Raw genomic sequence first — 19095 nt, forward strand, 5'->3', positions numbered from 1 at the left:
ACGGGCGCGGCGGGCCGGGGTCCCCGCCCGAGCCGATCACGGCCTTCGGCGAGAGGGCGGGAGCCCGGTGGGCGGATCCCTTTTCGGCGGATCTCCGCTCGCCCGGCGTGGGCTCATTTCGGCCCGGCCGCTATCCGGCCGGCCGTACCGGCCAGGTCGGGCCACCGCGCGAACCGCCGCCCACGGACCGGCGCCGCGGCCTACCCTTGGGACGTGACCACCGTGCGGACGTGGAGAGGGAGCCAGAGCCGCTGGGCGCCGTACGCGGTGCTGGCCGCCGTCGCGGGTGCGGCCGGCTACCTCGCGGCCGTCGACCCCAACCAGCCCGGCCACTACCCGACCTGCCCGTTCTACGCCATCACCGGCTACTACTGCCCCGGCTGCGGTTCGCTGCGCATGATCCACGCCCTCACGCACGGGCACGTGGCCGAGGCGTTCGGCCGCAACGCGCTGGCGTTCGTGACGCTGCCGTTCCTCGCCTACCTGTGGGTCCGGTGGGCGATCGCCCTGCGGCGCGGGCGGCCGATGCGAGCCGGCGCGCTCCGTCCCTGGTTGATCATCATCTTCTCGCTGGTCGCCATCGTGTTCTGGATCGTCCGTAACCTGCCCGCCGGGCACGCTCTCGCTCCCTGACCGAGCACCCGGGGCGGGGACGGCGGCCGGGCCGGGCTACGATCGGGAGACACGACGTCACGAACGAGGGGATCGATACGTTGAGCGGAGCGGACCGGAGGGCCATTCGGGCCGGCTCACGCGGACTCCTTCGTCGGTTCCGCGAGCGACGCCGCCTTGCCCAGTGGGTCGCTCGCTCCGCTCACTCCCGTGCGGGCGAGGAGGCCAGGTGACCGTTCTCGATGAGATCCTCGACGGGGTGCGAGCCGACCTCGCGGAGCGCCAGCAGGCGGTCTCGCTCGACGCGCTGAAGGAGATGGCCGTCCACGCGCCGTCGCCCAAAGACGGCTACGGCGCGCTCCGCGGACAGGGCGTCGCCGTGATCGCCGAGGTGAAGCGCAGCAGCCCCTCCAAGGGCGCGCTCGCCGCGATCGCCGATCCGGCCGCGCTCGCCGCCGACTACGAGTCCGGCGGCGCCTCCGTCATCAGCGTGCTGACCGAGCGCCGCAAGTTCGGCGGTGACATCGACGACCTCGCCCAGGTGCGCAACCGGGTCGACGTGCCGGTGCTGCGCAAGGACTTCATCGTCACCTCCTACCAGCTGTGGGAGGCCCGGGCGTACGGGGCCGACCTCGCGCTGCTCATCGTGGCGGCGCTGGAGCAGCAGGCCCTGATCTCGCTGATCGAGCGGGCCGAGTCGATCGGCCTCACGCCGCTCGTCGAGGTGCACACCGAAGAGGAGCTGACCCGGGCGCTCGACGCCGGGGCGCGGGTCATCGGCGTCAACGCGCGTGACCTCGCGACGCTGGAGGTCGACCGCGCCGCCTTCGCCCGCATCGCGCCGAAGATCCCCTCCAACATCGTCAAGATCGCCGAGTCCGGCGTACGCGGGCCGCACGACCTGCTGGCCTACGCGTCCGCGGGCGCCGACGCCGTCCTCGTCGGCGAGAGCCTCGTCACGGGGAAGGATCCCCGATCGGCCGTCGCCGACCTCGTCGCCGCCGGAACCCATCCGGCATTGCGCCAGGGCAAGTAGGGTATGGCCATGAGCCTGCGCGAGCGATGGCGCCGATTCGCGTCACTACCGACCGGATAGGCCCCTTTTCTTCTTCACACGCGACAGGACCACAACTCATGACCACGCATGCCACTGGCATTTCGCTGCCCGACGTCTCGGGCCGATTCGGGCGCTTCGGCGGGCGGTTCGCCCCCGAGGCGCTGATGGCCGCCCTCGACGAGCTGACCACCGCCCACGCCGAGGCGATGGCCGACCCGGCCTTCCGCGGCGAACTCGACCACCTGCTCGCCACGTACGCGGGGCGGCCCAGTCTCCTCACCGAGGCCAGGCGCTTCGGGGAGAAGGCCGGCGTCCGCGTGCTGCTCAAGCGCGAGGACCTCAACCACACCGGCTCCCACAAGATCAACAATGTGCTGGGGCAGGCCCTGCTCACCAGGCGGATGGGCAAGACCCGGATCATCGCCGAGACCGGCGCCGGCCAGCACGGCGTCGCCGCCGCGACGGCCGCGGCGCTGCTCGGCCTGGAGTGCACGGTCTACATGGGCGAGGTCGACACCGTGCGCCAGTCGCTCAACGTCGCCCGCATGCGCATGCTCGGCGCCGAGGTCATCCCGGTGACGACCGGCAGCCGTACGCTCAAGGACGCCTGCAACGAGGCGTTCCGCGACTGGGTCGCCAGCGTCGAGAACACCCACTACTGCATCGGCTCGACGATGGGCCCGCACCCGTTCCCGATGATGGTCCGCGACTTCCAGCGGGTCATCGGCGTGGAGGCGCGCCGGCAGGTCGTCGAGCTGACCGGCCGGCTGCCCGACGCCGTCACCGCCTGCGTCGGCGGCGGCTCCAACGCCATCGGCGTCTTCCACGCGTTCGTGCCCGACGAGGGCGTGCGCCTGTACGGCTTCGAGGCGGGCGGCGACGGCCTGGACACCGGGCGGCACGCCGCGACGCTCGCCGGCGGGTCGGTCGGCGTCATCCACGGCATGCGCACCTACCTGCTCCAGGACGACGACGGACAGACCCGCGAGACGCACTCGGTCTCGGCCGGGCTCGACTATCCGGGCGTCGGCCCGGAGCACTCCTGGCTGCGCGACAGCGGCCGGGCGATCTACCAGGCGGTCACCGACGCGGAGGCCATGGACGCGTTCGCGCTGCTGTGCCGTACGGAGGGCATCATCCCGGCGATCGAGTCCGCGCACGCGCTCGCCGGCACCCTGCGGATCGGTCCGGAGCTCGCGGCCGGCGCCGACCAGGAGCCGGTCGTCGTGGTCTGCCTGTCCGGGCGCGGTGACAAGGACATGCATACGGCCGCCGAGTGGTTCGGGCTCGTCGGCGGCGACGGGAGCGCGCCATGAGCGAGCGGATCAAAGGCACGCGCCAGTCCGGCGAAGGAGGGCCCATGAGCGGGGGACGTACGGTCGCGACGGCGTTCGAGAAGGCCGGCGCGGAGGGCCGCGGGGCCCTCGTCGGGTACCTGCCGGCCGGGTTCCCGACCTACGAGGGGTCGATCGCGGCGGCCAGGGCCATGGTCGAGGCGGGCTGCGACGTCATCGAGATCGGCCTGCCCTACTCCGATCCGCTGATGGACGGCCCCACGATCCAGGACGCCGTCCACCAGGCCCTCGTCGGAGGCGCCCGGGTCGCCGACGTGTTCCGCACCGTCGAGGCGGTCGCCGCGACCGGTGTTCCGACGCTCGTGATGACCTACTGGAACCCGGTGGACCACTACGGCGTCGACGCGTTCGCGCGCGACCTGGCCTCGGCCGGCGGCGCCGGTCTGATCACGCCGGACCTGACGCCGGAGGAGGGCGGCGACTGGCTGGCCGCCGCCGACGCGCACGACCTCGACCGGGTCTTCCTCGTCGCGCTGAGCTCCACCGACGAACGCCTCGCCGCGATCACCGAGGTCTGCCGCGGCTTCGTCTACGCCGCGTCCCTCATGGGCGTCACCGGTGCCCGGTCCGCCGTCGACACGGGCGCGGCGCGCCTGGTCGAGCGCACCCGCAAGGCCATGCCGGCGGGCTCGGGGCTCCCGGTCGGCCTGGGCCTGGGCGTGAGCAACGGCACGCAGGCCGCCGAGGTCGCCGCCTACGCCGACGGGGTGATCGTCGGTTCGGCGTTCATCCGCCGGCTGCTCGACGCGCCGTCGCCACAGGAGGGACTGGACGCCGTACGGCTGCTCGGCGAAGAACTCGCCGCCGGCGTCCGGCGTCGTCCGTGATGGGCGGTAAGCCTCGTTCGTAGCGAGCGGTGCTCAGGTGCCGCCGGGGGTCATCCGGCCCACCGCGTACGGTTTCGGCCGACCACGGTGGGCCAAAGATCCGCCTGATACCCCCTTGATCACTCACGGCGCGCGGCAAAGTGACAGGATGTGCCCGCGTGCTTGACGGCACACTTATGGCTCACCGCCTATGCTGGCGCGCGGCCGGATCGCGAGAGCGTTAGGAAACGACTGTGGCTGGAGAAGCAGCGGCCGCCGGAGGCGCAGCCCGATTTCCGCAGGTGCGGGAATGGATCACCCTTGTGGTGCGTGTTCTCCTCGCGGCTATTCTCGGGATTGCGGGATATGCCAAGTTCAGCGAGGCCGAGGGGCTGCAGAAGGTGGCGGTGTCCTCCTATCGGATTCTGCCCCAGAGCATGGTCGGGCCCGTCGCGCTCGGTCTTCCGGTGCTGGAGATGGCGCTCGCCGCGCTGATCCTCATCGGGTTCGCGACACGGACGATGGCGATCTGCGTCGGTGTGCTGTTCGTCGTCTTCATCGCCGGGATCATCTCGGTGTGGGCGCGCGGGCTGACCATCGACTGCGGCTGCTTCGGTGGGGGAGGCCAGGTCGCCAAGGGCCAGACCCACTACCTGCGGGAGATCTTCCGGGATCTCGGGTTCCTGGTGCTGGCCGCCTGGCTCATGGTGTTCCCGCGCGGCAGGGTCGCGCTCGACCGGTGGCTCGGACTGTAGCCGCCGCAGCCTTCAAACTGAAATTCCAGAGGAGACCAGATGAGTAAGGCCGCTCGACAGCGGTCGGCCCGCGAGCGGCTGGCGGAGGAACGCAAGAAGCAGGCGCTGAAGCAGCAGCGGATGCGCCGGCTGATGATCACTCTCAGCGGGCTCGTCGTCGTGGCGCTGGCCGTGGTCATCACGGTGTACTTCGTCAACAAGAAGGACCCGAACACCTACACCGGTGCGCTCGCCCCCACGACCCGTCAGGCCGACGGGGCGATCCTCGCGTCCAAGCCGGGGGCCAAGGCGCCCAAGCTAGAGCTGTTCGAAGACTTCCAGTGCCCGATCTGCCATGAGTTCGAGAACGCCAGCAGCGCGACGATCAAGCGCCTCGCCTCGGAGGGCAAGGTCAACGTCCTCTACTACCCGTTCTGGCTGTTCAAGCAGCAGCCCGACCCGATCAAGGGCAACTCCCAGCGCGCCGCCAACGCGGCGCTGTGCGCGCCGGCGGACAAGTGGATCCAGTACCACGACACGATCTACAAGCACCAGCCGGCCGAGGGTTCGAACGGTTTCTCGAACAAGGACCTGATCGGCTGGGCCAAGGACCTCGGGTTCGACACTCCGCAGTTCGAGCAGTGCGTCAACGGCGGCCAGAAGCAGAGCCAGCTCGACAGCATGACGAACTACGCCGAGCAGACCCGCCAGGTGACCGGCACGCCGACCGTCTTCCTCAACGGCAAGTCGCTGGACCTCAACAGCCAGTTGCTCAACGCGAAGAACCTCGAGAAGGCCATCCTCGCGGCCCAGCCGATGGACATCTCACCGAGCCCGTCGTCGAGCGGCGCCGCGAGCCCCTCGTCGAGCGCCTCCGCGAGCCCGTCCGCGACGCCCAAGAAGTAACGAACGCGATGAATGCCCGCCGTCCGCCGGTCGTGAACCGGCGGACGGCGGGCCTTTCGCCACCTGATCGTCATCGCCCCGTACCCCAATGCCGGTAGTGTCACATCTCATGCAGCAGCCGCTCGCCTCGATTCCCAGCCCGTCCCAAGGGGTCGTCCATCTCGGGCCCCTGCCTCTGCGCGGATACGCCCTGATGATCATCCTCGGGGTGATCGTCGCCGTATGGCTCGGGGAGCGGCGCTGGGTCGCCCGGGGCGGCACCGCCGGCACCGTCGTGGACATCGCGGTCTGGGCGGTCCCCTTCGGGCTGGTCGGCGGCCGCCTCTACCACGTCATCACCGACTACCAGCTCTACTTCGGTAAGAACTGGCACCCCGTCGGTGCCCTGGAGGTCTGGAACGGCGGCCTCGGCATCTGGGGCGCGGTCGCCGCGGGCACGCTCGGCGCCTACCTCGGCTGCCGCCGCCGCGGCATCTCCCTGCGCGCCTTCGCCGACGCCGCCGCGCCGGGCATCGCGCTGGCGCAGGCCATCGGCCGCTGGGGCAACTGGTTCAACCAGGAGCTGTACGGCCGCCCCAGCAAGCTTCCGTGGGCCGTGAAGATCGACCCCGCGCATCGCCCGCCGAAGACCCCGGACATCGCCACGTACCACCCCACGTTCCTGTACGAGTCGCTGTGGTGCATCGGGGTGGCCCTGCTGGTGATCTGGGCGGAGAAGCGGTTCCGCCTGGCGTACGGCCGCACCTTCGCGCTGTACGTCGCGGCCTACACGGTCGGCCGGGCCTGGACCGAGTGGCTGCGCGTCGACCCCGCCCACCACGTCCTCGGCCTGCGCCTGAACGACTGGACCGCGCTGATCGTCTTCCTCGGCGCGGCGGCCTACCTCTACTTCTACCGCGACCGTACGGAGATCCCCGAGGGCGCCGTCGGCACGCCCGCGCCCGCGCCCGAGCCCGAATCCGAGCCCGAGCCCGAGTCCGACGCCGAGAGCGCGGCCGCCACCGAGCCGGAGACGGCCGAGCCGGAGGAGCCCGCGAAGGAGGAGGCCTCCGAGGAGACGGTTGCGGAGGAGAAGGCTCCAGAGGCCGAGGCCGCGGAGGAGAAGGCTTCGGGAGAGCCGGAGGACAAGACGCGTGAGGCAGAGGCTTCGAACGGCGAGGCTCCCGAGGCTCCCGAGGAGCCCGGGACCGGCGAGGAGACCGCCGCCGACGAGGCCCCCGAGACGCTCGAGGACGACGCCGAGAGCGCCGAAGACGAGACCGAGGGCGAGGCCGGGCAGGGCGGCGAAGAGGCCGAAGAGGCCGACAAGGGCGACGGCAGGGAGAAGGCCTCGACCGGCGCGGAGCCGGGCGAGGGGAAGTAGAGACCCCCAGGAGTTACCCATGAGTGCCGTTGACGGCGCGACCAGTCGTCCGCGGGCCGAGATCCACCATGAGCACCGTGACGTCACCGGCGGCTGGCTGCGCCCGGCCGTGTTCGGCGCCATGGACGGCCTGGTGTCCAACTTCGCCCTGATCGCGGGTGTGGCCGGCGGCCGCGTCCACCATCAGGTGATCGTGCTCACCGGCCTGGCCGGGCTGGCGGCCGGTGCGTTCTCCATGGCGGCGGGGGAGTACATCTCCGTCGCCTCCCAGTCGGAGCTCGCGCAGGCCGAGATCGAGGTCGAGCGCCGTGAGCTGGAGCACAACTCCGCGGCCGAGGAGCTGGAGCTCGCCCAGTTGTACGAGGCACGCGGCCTGGAGCCGGAGCTGGCCCGCGAGGTCGCCCGGCAACTGTCCCGCGACCCGGAGGAGGCCCTCGGCGTCCACGCCCGTGAGGAGCTCGGCGTCGACCCCGACGACCTGCCGTCGCCGGTGCTCGCCGCCGGATCCTCGTTCCTGTCGTTCGCGGTCGGCGCGTGCCTGCCCGTACTGCCCTACCTCCTGGGCGCGGAGAATCTGTGGCCGGCCGCGGCGCTGGCGGGGGTCGGGCTGTTCGGGGCGGGGGCGCTGGTCTCGCGGGTGACGGCGCGGTCGTGGTGGTTCGGCGGGCTGCGGCAACTGGTCCTCGGAGGCGTCGCGGCGGCCCTCACTTTCGCGGTCGGATCCCTGATCGGCTCGAACACCCTCTGACGTGCGCGAACCCATCCCCGGGCGGCCGGTTTCCGTAAGGCAGCATGCCGATATGGACTTGCCGACGTCCGACCTTCGCTAAGCTCACCGCTCGTGAGCGAGATGGGATACGTCGACGCCGAGGAGCGGGAGCGGAAGCCCTCGCGCCGGCGCCGTCCGACACGTGGGTCCAACCGCAACCTTCTGATCATCGGTGGCGCGGCCGTGGTCGCGCTCATCGTTGTCATCGTCGTCGCCGTGGTGGCGATGGGCGGCGGTGACGGCAAGAAGGACCAGGCGGCCGCCGCCGCGCGGGTGACGCCGAAGGTGTACGTCAACACCCCGGCCAACTCGCTGGTGAACAAGCTCAACGAGCGCAGCAAGGACAAGCGCCCGCTCAACGACAACGAGGTCTTCGGCGACGACGCCAAGTCGGTCAGCCACGGCAACTACCACTTCACGCTGGTGGGCTCGAAGCTGTCGGACTGCGCGTCGGCGACCTGGGGCCAGCAGCTCCAGAACGACCTGCGCAAGTACGGCTGCACCCAGGTGGCGCGCGGCGCGTACGTCAGCCAGGACAAGAAGTACCTCGGCCAGTTCGTCGCGATGAACCTCGAGCAGTTGCAGGGCGCCGAGCAGATCGTCCGCGACCTCGACCCGAACAGCAGCGCGGGCTTCGTGTCGCCGCTGCCCGCCCAGGGCGCCGAGAACTTCGGCAACGGGTTCAGCGCGGCCTACAGCCAGTCCTTCGGCCACTACGTGGTCATCAGCTGGGTCGAGCGGGCCGGCGGCGCGCAGCCGCAGACCATGAACGAACTGCTCGACGCGAGCATCGCCATCGAGAGGGCCGACGACTTCGTCTGGGAGCGGCTCGTCCTCGTCGGCGGTTAGCGAGATGGCCGGCCGGATCGGCCCACGACGAGACCCGCGCCGCCGCCGCGACGGAGCACCTCCGCCGTCGTCGCACGAGGGTGGTTTCCCGCCTCAGTACGACGACGCGGCGTCTTATGACGGGCGGTCGTCCTACGACGGTGGGTCTTCGTACGAGGACGGACCTTCGGGGCCGCCGCGACGCGGCCCGCGTCGGGCTCCGCGTGGCCGCCGCCGGGGGGAGGCGCCTCCGTCGTCGTATGAGGGTGGTTTCCCGCCTCAGTACGACGACGCGCCGCCCTATGACGGGCGGTCGCCCTACGACGGCGGGCCTTCATACGACGAGGCGCCCTCGTACGAGGAGGGGCCTTCGGGGCCGCCGCGACGCCGTCCGCGTCGGGCTCCGCGTGGCCGCCGCCGGGGCGACGTGCCTCCGCCGCCGTACGAGGAAGCGCCGTATGACGGACCGCCGCCCTACGAGGACGCGCATCAGGGGGCGTCCTCGTACGACGAGGGACCGCCGAGTGAGGACGCGTCGCTAACACGCCGCCTGCAGCGGCGTACCGCGGCGCTTCCGCCCGTGGCCTACTTCGCCGCCGCCGGTGCGGTCGTGCTCCTCGCCGTGATCGTGGTGGTCGCCGTCGTGGCCTTCACCGGTGACGGTGGAACGCCCGGCACGGCGCCGCCGCCCTCGGTGACGAACGTGCGCTCCGACGGGCCGCTCGCGTCCGCGTACTCCCAGGCGGCCTCGACCGCGGCCTTCAGCGCGATCGCCGACCGTGCGAAGGACACCAAGCCCCTCACCGCGGCGGAGGTCTTCACCCCCAAGAAGATCAGTGATACCGACGCGAAGGCGTCGCTGAAGCTGACCGCCTCCCAACTGGACTCGCGATGCACGTCGGCCATCTGGGGCCCCCGGCTGGCCGGTACGCTCGAGCGGGCACGCTGCACCCAGGTGGCGCGTGCCACCTACTCCGACGACCGGTTCGCCGCGATGGTCACGATCTTCAACCTGGCCGACGCGCGCGGCGCCGACCAGGTGGTCGCCGAGGCCGACCCGCGCGCCGGCAACGGCTTCCCGCTCGTGCCGCCGCGTTCGGTGTCGTTCGGGCGGGCCTTCAGCACGGCGCGCGGCGTCGCGATGGGCCACTACGCGGTCATCACCTGGGTCCAGCGCACCGACGGCTCGGGCGATGAGAGCGACGCCGCCCTGTTGTCCCTGTTGGTCACCACGGGCCGGCCGGGCGCCGTCCTCGTCCGCGCGACCGGCACTGGCAAGGGCGAATAGGGGTTTTCCGGGCCCGCTCGCGCCGAACGAAGAACTCCCGAGTCCGTCACAGCGCGAAGTACAGGGCGGGGAACACGGCAAACGCCGCGAATCACGCTCTAAGCTCTATCTCAATCACCGATGAGCGGTGTCCCCCCGAGGAGATCCGAGATGAGTTACCCCTACCCGCCGATGGGACCTGGCCAGCCGCCCTCCGGAGGGCAGCCGTGGGGCACGCCCTCACCCGGCGAGTACGGGGGCCCGCCCGCCGGGGGATATCCGCAGTCGCCGATCTCGGGCTGGCAGGGACCGGAGCCGCTGCCGAGCGGCCAGCCTCCGATGGGCCCGCCGCCGATGGGGCAGTACCCTCCGCCCAAGAAGAGCAGCGCGGGCATCATCACCATGGTGATCGTCGCCGCGGTGGTCCTCGTCTGCGTGGTGCTGGGCGGGGCGTACTACCTGGCCGCCTCCGGCAGCGGTGACGACACCGCCTCCTCGAGCCCCTCGGCGACGCCGAGCCGCTCGCCGTCCTCGGGCGGCGGGCCGCCGGTCGCCTCGGGCGTGGGCAAGCCGACGACCTACAACTCGATGAAGTCCTGGTCGCTGTGGGACTCCCTGAACACCGCGAGCAAGGACTCCAAGCCGCTGACCCTCGATGAGGTGTTCGCCGACCCCGAGGCCAAGTCCTACAAGGACTCCAGCGACAACACGGTCTTCAACGTCCAGGGCACGGGCCGGCTCGACACCAACTGCGTCGGCGCCGTCACCGGCGCGGCCCTGCAGACGGCGCTGCAGGGCTACGGCTGCACCCAGGTGGTCCGCGCCGCGTACGTGTCGGCCGACCAGAAATGGGTGGGGCAGATGGCGATCTTCAACCTGAAGGACGTCACCTCGGCCAACGCGTTCATCGACGACCTCGACCCCAAGGCGAACAAGGGCTTCTTCCAGCCGATCAGCGGTGCCTCGCCGGTGGACAAGTTCGGCACGTCGACGACGGGCGCGGAGAGCGGCGCGTACGGCCACTTCGTCGTGGTCGGCTGGGCCGGACGCGCGGACGGCACCCACGGCGACAGCTACGGCATCGACACGATCAGCCCGAGCTCGACGGTGCTGCAGGCGGGCAAGCAGTTCCTGTTCCACCGCAACTGATCCTCTTCCACCGCAACTGACCTGCCGGAGGCCGGCCGGTTCCACGCCGCGTTTCGGCAGGTACCGGCCGGTATCTGACACGGAGCGCAGCGGGGTGCCCGGATTCCGGTCGGCATCCGCTTTTCGGTCGTCCTCTCGACGGGCTGCCGGCCGGCCGCCACCGGCGGCGGAAGAGCCCCTGGACCCGGCGGCGCGGCCGGGCGGGGACGCGCCATCGCCCGAGGCCGGAGACGGCGGCCCGAAGGGAAAGCGGCATGCGGGCCACGGCCCGAAGAGTGATCGGCGTCACCTGCGGGCCCGCTTTTTGGAGGAATTTATCCGGGCACGCAGTGCTTTGAGGCTAGATGGGAACAGTTAGGTAAGTTTCGCGATCATGTCGCGTCGGGGATGAAACAGACAGTGCTGTAACCTCTAGTCACCGCAGCAGGGCCAACGTCGTCCCAAGACTGCACTGATGAAGGAGCAGAACGAGACGACGGGAGGGCTGATGGTGCCTGCCGCCATGACTTCAGGTCAAGGACGCGTCGAGCGTCAAGGCCTGTACGACCCGGCCAACGAGCACGATGCCTGTGGTGTGGGCATGGTCGCTGACCTGGCCGGACGTAAGAGCCACGATATCGTGGTCAAAGCCTTGACCGTCCTCCGGAACCTCGATCACCGTGGCGCCAAGGGCGCCGAGCCCGACGACGGCGACGGTGCGGGGATCCTCACGCAGATTCCGGACGAGCTCTTCCGCGAGGCCGTGGACTTCGCGTTGCCCGAGCCCGGCACGTACGCCGTGGGCATCGCGTTCCTGCCGGCCGACTCCGCCGAGCGCGTCGCGGCCGTGGAGACGGTCGAGCGGATCGCCGACGAGGAGGGCCTGACCGTCCTCGGCTGGCGAGAGCTGCCCTACGACCCGCACTTTTGCGGGCCGACGGCGCGGCGTGTCATGCCGCACTTCGCGCAGTTGTTCCTCACCGCGCGCAGCGGCGCCCGCGAGCTGGAGCTGGACCGCGTCGTCTTCTGCGCCCGCGAGCGCATGGAGCAGGACGCGCGGGTCTACTTCCCGAGCCTGTCCAGCCGCACGATCGTCTACAAGGGGATGCTGACCACCCCGCAGCTGGAGCCGTTCTTCCCCGACCTGTCCGACCGGCGCTACGCCAGCGCGATCGCCCTGGTGCACTCGCGGTTCTCCACCAACACCTTCCCGGCCTGGGAACTGGCCCACCCGTACCGCTTCATCGCGCACAACGGCGAGATCAACACGGTCAAGGGCAACCGCAACTGGATGCGGGCACGCGAGGCGCTGCTGTCCTCCGACGTCCTCCCGGGCGACCTGTCGCGGATCTTCCCCGTCATCGACATCGATGCCAGCGACACCGCCTCGTTCGACGAGTGCCTCGAACTGCTCCACCTCGGCGGCCGGTCGCTGCCCCACGCGGTGCTCATGATGATCCCCGAGGCGTGGGAGAACCACACGGAGATGGACCCGGCGCGCCGGGCCTTCTATGAGTTCCACTCGACCCTGATGGAGGCCTGGGACGGCCCGGCCAGCGTCACCTTCACCGACGGCACCGTCGTCGGCGCCGTGCTGGACCGCAACGGCCTGCGCCCGGGACGTTTCTGGGTCACCGACGACGGTTTCGTCGTCCTGGCCAGCGAGGCCGGCGTGCTCGACATCGAGCCGTCCAAGGTCGTCCGCAAGGGCCGCCTGCAGCCCGGCCGGATCTTCCTCGTCGACACCGCGCAGGGACGCATCGTCGAGGACGACGAGATCAAGGCCGAGCTGGCCGCCGAGCACCCGTACGAGGAGTGGCTGCACGCCGGGCTGATCCGCTTCGAGGAGCTCCCGCAGCGCGAACTGCAGCACGTCACGCACGAGAACCTGGTCCGGCGCCAGCAGATCTTCGGCTACACCTCCGAGGAGCTCAAGATCCTCCTCGCGCCGATGGCCCGCACCGGTGCCGAGCCGATCGGCTCGATGGGCACCGACACGCCCCCGGCCGTGCTGTCCAGCCGCTCGCGTCAGCTGTTCGACTACTTCAAGCAGCTGTTCGCGCAGGTCACCAACCCGCCGCTCGACGCCATCCGCGAAGAGCTGGTGACGAGCCTGCAGTCCACCCTCGGCCCCGAGAGCAACCTGCTCACGCCGGGTCCGCACTCGTGCCGCCGGCTGGTGCTGCCCACGCCGATCCTCGACAACGAGGAACTCGCCAAGATCCTCCACGTGAACGACGAGGGTGACCTGCCCGGGTTCGCCCCGTACGTGGTGTCCGGCCGGTACGACGTGTCCGGCGGGGGAGCGGCGCTGTCGCAGCGGCTCGAGGAGATCTGCGACGAGGTCTCGACCGCGATCGAGAACGGCGCACGCATCCTCGTCCTGTCCGACCGCGGCGCCGGGCCCTCCCAGGCACCGATCCCGTCGCTGCTGCTCACCGGCGCCGTCCACCACCACCTGATCCGCGAGAAGAGCCGCACCCGGGTCGGCCTCGTCGTCGAGACCGCCGACGCCCGCGAGTGCCACCACATGGCCCTGCTCATCGGATACGGCGCGTCCGCGGTCAACCCCTACCTCGCCATCGAGACGGTCGAGGACCTGGTGGAGGCCGGCGACCTCGCCGGCGACCGGGCCACCGCCGTGCGCAACCTGGTCAAGGCGTACGGCAAGGGCGTGCTGAAGATCATGTCCAAGATGGGCGTGTCCACGGTCGCCTCCTACACCGGCGCGCAGATCTTCGAGGCGATCGGCCTGGGCGCCGAGGTCATCGACGAGTGCTTCGCCGGCACCACCTCACGGCTGGGCGGCGTCGGCTTCGACGTGCTCGCCGAGGAGGTCGCCCAGCGGCACCGGCGCGCGTACCCGCCGAGCGGCAACGCGCCGGCGCACCGCACCCTGGAGGTCGGCGGGGAGTACCAGTGGCGCCGCGAGGGCGAGCACCACCTGTTCAACCCCGAGACGGTCTTCAAGCTCCAGCACTCGACCCGCACCCGCCGCTACGAGCTGTTCAAGGACTACACCAGGCTCGTCGACGACCAGGCGACCCGGCTGATGACCCTGCGCGGGCTGTTCGAACTGCGCGAGGGCGACCGGCCGGCGGTGCCGATCGAGGAGGTCGAGCCGGCCGAGTCGATCCTCAAGCGGTTCTCCACCGGCGCGATGTCCTACGGCTCCATCTCCGCCGAGGCGCACGAGAACCTCGCCATCGCGATGAACCGCATCGGCGGCAAGTCCAACACCGGCGAGGGCGGCGAGGACCCCGAGCGGTTCACCCCGGACGCCAACGGCGACCTGCGCCGCTCGGCGATCAAGCAGGTGGCCTCCGGCCGGTTCGGCGTGACCTCCGAATACCTCACCAACGCCGACGACCTGCAGATCAAGATGGCCCAGGGCGCCAAGCCCGGCGAGGGCGGCCAGCTCCCCGCGCACAAGGTGTACCCGTGGATCGCCAAGACCCGGCACTCCACGCCCGGCGTCGGCCTCATCTCGCCGCCGCCGCACCACGACATCTACTCGATCGAGGACCTCGCCCAGCTCATCCACGACCTGAAGAACGCCAACCCCGCGGCGCGCGTGCACGTCAAGCTCGTCGCCGAGGTCGGCGTCGGCACGGTCGCGGCCGGCGTCTCCAAGGCGCACGCGGACGTCGTGCTCATCTCCGGCCACGACGGCGGCACCGGCGCGTCACCGCTGACCTCGATCAAGCACGCCGGCGCGCCCTGGGAGCTCGGCCTCGCCGAGACCCAGCAGACGCTGCTGCTCAACGGCCTGCGCGACCGCATCGTCGTGCAGACCGACGGGCAGATGAAGACCGGCCGCGACGTGATCATCGCGGCGCTGCTCGGCGCCGAGGAGTTCGGGTTCGCCACCGCGCCCCTCGTGGTGTCCGGCTGCGTCATGATGCGCGTCTGTCACCTCGACACCTGCCCGGTCGGCGTCGCGACGCAGAACCCGGAGCTGCGCAAGCGCTTCAGCGGCAAGCCGGAGTTCGTCGTCAACTTCTTCGAGTTCATCGCCGAAGAGGTGCGCGAGTACCTGGCCGCGCTCGGCTTCCGCAGCCTCGACGAGGCGATCGGCCACGTCGAGCTGATCGACACCGCCAAGGCCGTCGACCACTGGAAGGCCTCCGGGCTGGACCTCACGCCGATCCTGCATCTGCCGGACCTGCCCGAGGGCACGCCGCTGCACAACACCACCGGCCAGGACCACGGCCTGGAGAAGGCGCTGGACAACACGCTGATCCAGCTCGCCGAGGGCGCCATCGCCTACGGGCACGCGACGAAGCTGGAGATACCGGTCCGCAACGTCAACCGCACCGTCGGGACCATGCTCGGCCACGAGGTCACCCGCAAGTGGGGGGCCGGCGGGCTGCCCGACGACACGATCGACATCACCTTCACCGGATCGGCCGGTCAGTCGTTCGGCGCCTTCGTCCCGCGCGGCGTCACGCTCCGCCTCATCGGCGACGCCAACGACTACGTCGGCAAGGGCCTGTCCGGCGGGCGCATCACCGTGCGCCCGCCCGCGGAGTCGTCGTTCGCCGCCGAAGAACAGATCATCGCCGGCAACGTCATGCTGTACGGCGCCACCTCCGGCGAGGCGTTCATCCGCGGTGTCGTCGGCGAGCGCTTCTGCGTCCGCAACTCCGGAGCCACCGCCGTCGTCGAGGGCGTCGGCGACCACGGCTGCGAGTACATGACCGGCGGTCGGGCCGTCGTGCTCGGCCCGACCGGCCGCAACTTCGCGGCCGGCATGTCCGGCGGCGTCGCCTACGTGCTGGACCTGCACCCCGAGCGCATCAACCTGGAGATGGTCGAACTCGAACCCCTGGAGGAGGACGACCGCGCGTACCTGCACGACATCGTCACCCGCCACCGGGCCGAGACCGGCTCGGAGGTCGCCGCCGGGCTGCTCGCCGACTGGGACGCGGCCGTGACGCGCTTCGGAAAGATCATGCCGCGCGACTACAAGCGTGTGCTGACCGCACGGGCCAGGGCCGAGGCCGAGGGCCGCGACATCGACGAGGCGGTCATGGCCGCCAGCAACGGGTGAAGGGGGAGACGACATGGCCGACCCGAAGGGGTTTTTGACCCATCAGCGCGAGCTCCCGAAGCGTCGCCCGGTCGACGTACGGATCCGCGACTGGCGCGAGGTGTATGAGGACTTCCCCGAAGGCTCGCTGAACAAGCAGGCGTCACGCTGCATGGACTGCGGCATCCCGTTCTGCCACAACGGCTGCCCGCTGGGGAACCTCATCCCCGAGTGGAACGACCTGGTCCACCGGGGCGCGTGGCGCGAGGCGATCGAACGCCTCCACGCCACGAACAACTTCCCGGAGTTCACCGGCCGGCTGTGCCCGGCGCCGTGCGAGTCCGCGTGCGTGCTCGGCATCAACTCCGACCCCGTCACGATCAAGCGGGTCGAGGTCGAGATCATCGACCGGGCGTTCGCCGAGGGCTGGGTGACGCCGCAGCCGCCCGCGGTCCGTACGGGCAAGAGGGTCGCGGTGGTCGGCTCGGGCCCGGCCGGGCTCGCCGCCGCCCAGCAGCTCACCCGCGCCGGCCACGACGTCGTCGTGTACGAGCGCGCCGACCGGATCGGCGGGCTGCTGCGCTACGGCATCCCCGAGTTCAAGATGGAGAAGGCGCATCTGGACCGGCGGATCGCGCAGATGCGCGCCGAGGGCACGGACTTCCGCGCCTCGGTCAACGCCGGCGTCGACGTGACCGCCGACCAGCTCCGCGCGGCCTACGACGCCGTGGTGCTGGCCGGCGGCGCCACCGTCTGGCGTGACCTGTCCGTCCCCGGCCGTGAGCTGGACGGCGTGCACCAGGCGATGGAGTACCTGCCGCCGTCCAACCGGGTCCAGGAGGGCGACCTGGAGGTCTCGCCGATCAGCGCCGAGGGCAAGAACGTCGTCGTCATCGGCGGCGGCGACACCGGCGCCGACTGCATCGGCACGGCCGTACGCCAGGGCGCGCGCTCCATCACCCAGCTGGAGATCATGCCGCGGCCGCCCGAGGCGCGGCCCGCGGGCCAGCCGTGGCCGACCTACCCCATGCTGTTCAAGATGGAGTCGGCCCACGAAGAGCTGCACGGCATGGGCGGCGACCGCGCCTACGCGGTCAACACCCTGGAGTTCGTCGGTGACGAGAACGGCCGCGTCAAGGCACTGCGCGTCGTCGACGTCGAGGGGCCCGAGACCCGCTTCAAGCCGATTCCCGGCACCGAGCGGGAGATCCCGGCCGAACTGGTCACCCTCGCCATGGGCTTCCTCGGCCCGCAGCGCGAGGGCCTGCTCGACCAGCTCGGCGTCGAACTGGACCAGCGTGGCAACGTCGTACGCGACGGCACGTACGCCACCTCGGTCGAGGGCGTCTTCGCCGCGGGCGACATGGGCCGGGGCCAGTCGCTGATCGTCTGGGCGATCGCCGAGGGCCGGTCCGCGGCGGCCGGTGTCGACCGGTGGCTCATGGGCCGCACCGCCCTGCCGACCGCGATCCCGCCGACCGCACGGCCGCTCGTCTGATCCACACCGGACGCCCTGCCGCACCCTCCCGAGAGGGGTACGGCAGGGCGTCCGTCGTTTCCCCGGATCGGTCTCTCCGACGCCGAGACCCGGGCATCGTGGCCGAAGTGCGGACAGACCGACCGCTTATCACGAGTGCCCTCTGTGATGCGAATCGACGGTCGATGTGCGTTCTTGGTGCCGTTTCAACTACCCTGGTGCGCTCGAGAGCGCGGCTTCGGGAAAGAAGGACATGACGGAGACCATCACCGCACCGGAGATCACCGCCGGGACATGGCGGATCGATCCGGACCACTCGGAGATCACCTTCAGCCTCCGGCACATGATGACGACGGTTCGCGGCGTCTTCACCGAGTTCAGCGGGCGCATCGACATCGCCGACGACGTCTTCGCCTCCACCGTCGTCGCCGAGGTCGTCATCGCCTCGATCGACACGAGAAACGCCGAGCGGGACGAGCTCATCCGCTCCTCCCGGATCCTCGACGCGGCGAACCACCCGGCCATGACCTTCACCGCGACCTCCGTCGCGCCGGCCCGCACCGGCCGCCGGGCCCGTCATCCCCGCTACACCGTCGAGGGCGACCTGACGATCCGCGGCGTCACCCGCCCGGTCAGCCTGCTCACCGAGTTCCACGGCGCCGGCACCGACCAGTGGGGCGGCCTCCGGGCCGGGTTCACCGCCTCCACCCGGATCCTGCGCTCCGACTACGGCATCGAGTTCAACATCCCGCTCCAGGGCGACCGGCTCATGCTCGGCGACGAGATCGAGATCGGCCTGGAGATCCAGGCCGTGCACGGCTCCTGACGCCTCACGAGGGCGCCCGGCCGAAGGCGATCCCCACCGGGGCCGCGTCGATCGGCTTCGTGCCGCTGCCACCCGCGATCGTCGCGACGACCGTACCGGAGGCGACGCCGATCACCGAGACGCTGCCGGAGAAGACGTTGCCGACCCACACCTCCGAGCCGTCCGGCGTCACCGCGACCGACGCGGGCAGCTTTCCCACGCCGATCGTGGCCCGCACCCGCCCGGTCGCCGTGTCGACCACGGCGACCGCGTTGTCGTTCATCTGCGCGACGTAGGCCTTCGTGCCGTCCGGGGTGACGTCCACCGCCCACGGCTGGTCACCCGCGGCGATCCGGCCCACCACCCGGCCGGTCGCCGTGTCGAGCACCGACACCCGGCCCGCGGGCGGCTCGGCCACATACAGCCTCCGCCCGGCCGGGTCGACCGCGATGCCCTGCGGGCAGAACGGATCGCTGATGGACCGCACCACCCGGTCACTCGACACGTCGATCACCGCGATGCCGCCGTCGTGGCTGACGTAGGCCCGCCGGCCGTCCGCGCTGAAGACGACCTGGCGCGGAGCCGTGCCCGCGTGGATCCGCCGGACCACCTCGTCGGTGGCCGGATCGATCACCGCGACGACGGCCGAGCCGCCCTTGCCGGTGTCGCCGCCGGTCACCGCGGCGTACACCTTCCGGCCGTCGGGGGAGACCGCCACGTCCCGAGGGAACGGCCCGACGTGCACCGGCCGGATCTCGCCGGTGACCGCGTCGGCGACCAGCACGTCGTACTGGCCGGTGTCGGCGATGTAGACCTTGTGGCCGTCCGGCGTGACCGCGACGCCCTGGGCCGCGTCGGTCGTGATGGCCCGCCCGACGGGCGCCCGCGTCGCCGCGTCGACCGCGACCACCCGGTAGTCACCGGCCAGCGCGACGTACGCGCGGTATTCGCCGGCG

General features: G+C 71.0%; 15 protein-coding genes. 14 read left to right on the forward strand and 1 reads right to left on the reverse strand.

Going from position 1 to position 19095, the window contains the following annotated elements; translation table 11 throughout:
- Positions 1 to 213: 213 nt before the first annotated feature.
- From ACFFNX_RS16770 to ACFFNX_RS16835, 14 genes are all read left to right on the forward strand, one after another.
- Positions 214 to 633 (forward strand): DUF2752 domain-containing protein, encoded by a 420-nt coding sequence (locus ACFFNX_RS16770; RefSeq protein WP_378202277.1) that lies wholly within the window; start codon positions 214 to 216, stop codon positions 631 to 633.
- Between the two features lie 208 nt (positions 634 to 841).
- Positions 842 to 1648 carry an indole-3-glycerol phosphate synthase TrpC gene (gene trpC / locus ACFFNX_RS16775; protein WP_378202280.1) on the forward strand — a complete coding sequence of 269 codons (807 nt, stop codon included), beginning with the start codon at positions 842 to 844 and terminating at the stop codon, positions 1646 to 1648.
- Positions 1649 to 1746: 98 nt separating this feature from the next.
- Positions 1747 to 2985, forward strand: a complete 1239-nt coding sequence (trpB, locus tag ACFFNX_RS16780) for a tryptophan synthase subunit beta (RefSeq protein WP_378202283.1) — start codon at positions 1747 to 1749, stop codon at positions 2983 to 2985.
- A gap of 44 nt (positions 2986 to 3029) precedes the next feature.
- Positions 3030 to 3851, forward strand: a complete 822-nt coding sequence (gene trpA / locus ACFFNX_RS16785; RefSeq protein ID WP_378202286.1) for a tryptophan synthase subunit alpha — start codon at positions 3030 to 3032, stop codon at positions 3849 to 3851.
- Positions 3852 to 4084: 233 nt separating this feature from the next.
- A complete protein-coding gene (locus ACFFNX_RS16790) occupies positions 4085 to 4585 on the forward strand; it encodes a MauE/DoxX family redox-associated membrane protein (RefSeq protein ID WP_378202289.1) in 501 nt (166 codons plus the stop codon).
- A gap of 39 nt (positions 4586 to 4624) precedes the next feature.
- Positions 4625 to 5470 (forward strand): DsbA family protein, encoded by an 846-nt coding sequence (locus tag ACFFNX_RS16795; RefSeq protein ID WP_378202292.1) that lies wholly within the window; start codon positions 4625 to 4627, stop codon positions 5468 to 5470.
- Positions 5471 to 5579: 109 nt separating this feature from the next.
- Positions 5580 to 6833: a prolipoprotein diacylglyceryl transferase gene (gene lgt / locus ACFFNX_RS16800; RefSeq protein ID WP_378202295.1), complete on the forward strand. Its 1254-nt coding sequence runs from the start codon at positions 5580 to 5582 to the stop codon at positions 6831 to 6833.
- 19 nt (positions 6834 to 6852) lie between these two features.
- Positions 6853 to 7581, forward strand: coding sequence for a VIT1/CCC1 transporter family protein (locus tag ACFFNX_RS16805; RefSeq protein ID WP_378202298.1), 729 nt, complete (start codon positions 6853 to 6855; stop codon positions 7579 to 7581).
- A gap of 93 nt (positions 7582 to 7674) precedes the next feature.
- Positions 7675 to 8451, forward strand: coding sequence for a hypothetical protein (locus ACFFNX_RS16810; protein WP_378202301.1), 777 nt, complete (start codon positions 7675 to 7677; stop codon positions 8449 to 8451).
- A gap of 406 nt (positions 8452 to 8857) precedes the next feature.
- Positions 8858 to 9718: a hypothetical protein gene (locus tag ACFFNX_RS16815; RefSeq protein WP_378202304.1), complete on the forward strand. Its 861-nt coding sequence runs from the start codon at positions 8858 to 8860 to the stop codon at positions 9716 to 9718.
- Positions 9719 to 9868: 150 nt separating this feature from the next.
- Entirely contained in the window at positions 9869 to 10846 is a 978-nt protein-coding gene (locus ACFFNX_RS16820; RefSeq protein WP_378202307.1) for a hypothetical protein, read from the forward strand.
- Between the two features lie 487 nt (positions 10847 to 11333).
- The gene (gene gltB / locus ACFFNX_RS16825) at positions 11334 to 15878 is read left to right on the forward strand and encodes a glutamate synthase large subunit (protein WP_378202319.1); all 4545 of its coding nucleotides are present in this window, start codon (positions 11334 to 11336) and stop codon (positions 15876 to 15878) included.
- Between the two features lie 13 nt (positions 15879 to 15891).
- Positions 15892 to 17355 (forward strand): glutamate synthase subunit beta, encoded by a 1464-nt coding sequence (locus tag ACFFNX_RS16830; protein ID WP_378202310.1) that lies wholly within the window; start codon positions 15892 to 15894, stop codon positions 17353 to 17355.
- A 232-nt stretch (positions 17356 to 17587) separates the two neighbouring features.
- Positions 17588 to 18160 carry a YceI family protein gene (locus ACFFNX_RS16835; protein WP_378202313.1) on the forward strand — a complete coding sequence of 191 codons (573 nt, stop codon included), beginning with the start codon at positions 17588 to 17590 and terminating at the stop codon, positions 18158 to 18160.
- A 4-nt stretch (positions 18161 to 18164) separates the two neighbouring features.
- Here the strand turns inward: ACFFNX_RS16835 and ACFFNX_RS16840 are convergent.
- A partial coding sequence (locus tag ACFFNX_RS16840) for a YncE family protein (protein WP_378202315.1) occupies positions 18165 to 19095 on the reverse strand: 931 nt, incomplete at its 5' end.

It is taken from the genome of Actinoallomurus acaciae (assembly GCF_042429965.1).
GTDB classification, from domain to species: Bacteria; Actinomycetota; Actinomycetes; order Streptosporangiales; family Streptosporangiaceae; genus Actinoallomurus; species Actinoallomurus acaciae.

Bases quoted from the DNA above. Each gene is read 5' to 3' on its own strand.
- ACFFNX_RS16820 (WP_378202307.1), top strand. From the start codon at position 9,869: ATGAGTTACCCCTACCCGCCGATGGGACCTGGCCAGCCGCCCTCCGGA.
- ACFFNX_RS16795 (WP_378202292.1), top strand. From the start codon at position 4,625: ATGAGTAAGGCCGCTCGACAGCGGTCGGCCCGCGAGCGGCTGGCGGAG.
- ACFFNX_RS16830 (WP_378202310.1), top strand. From the start codon at position 15,892: ATGGCCGACCCGAAGGGGTTTTTGACCCATCAGCGCGAGCTCCCGAAG.
- gltB (WP_378202319.1), top strand. From the start codon at position 11,334: ATGGTGCCTGCCGCCATGACTTCAGGTCAAGGACGCGTCGAGCGTCAA.
- trpA (WP_378202286.1), top strand. From the start codon at position 3,030: ATGAGCGGGGGACGTACGGTCGCGACGGCGTTCGAGAAGGCCGGCGCG.
- lgt (WP_378202295.1), top strand. From the start codon at position 5,580: ATGCAGCAGCCGCTCGCCTCGATTCCCAGCCCGTCCCAAGGGGTCGTC.
- trpB (WP_378202283.1), top strand. From the start codon at position 1,747: ATGACCACGCATGCCACTGGCATTTCGCTGCCCGACGTCTCGGGCCGA.
- ACFFNX_RS16805 (WP_378202298.1), top strand. From the start codon at position 6,853: ATGAGTGCCGTTGACGGCGCGACCAGTCGTCCGCGGGCCGAGATCCAC.
- ACFFNX_RS16835 (WP_378202313.1), top strand. From the start codon at position 17,588: ATGACGGAGACCATCACCGCACCGGAGATCACCGCCGGGACATGGCGG.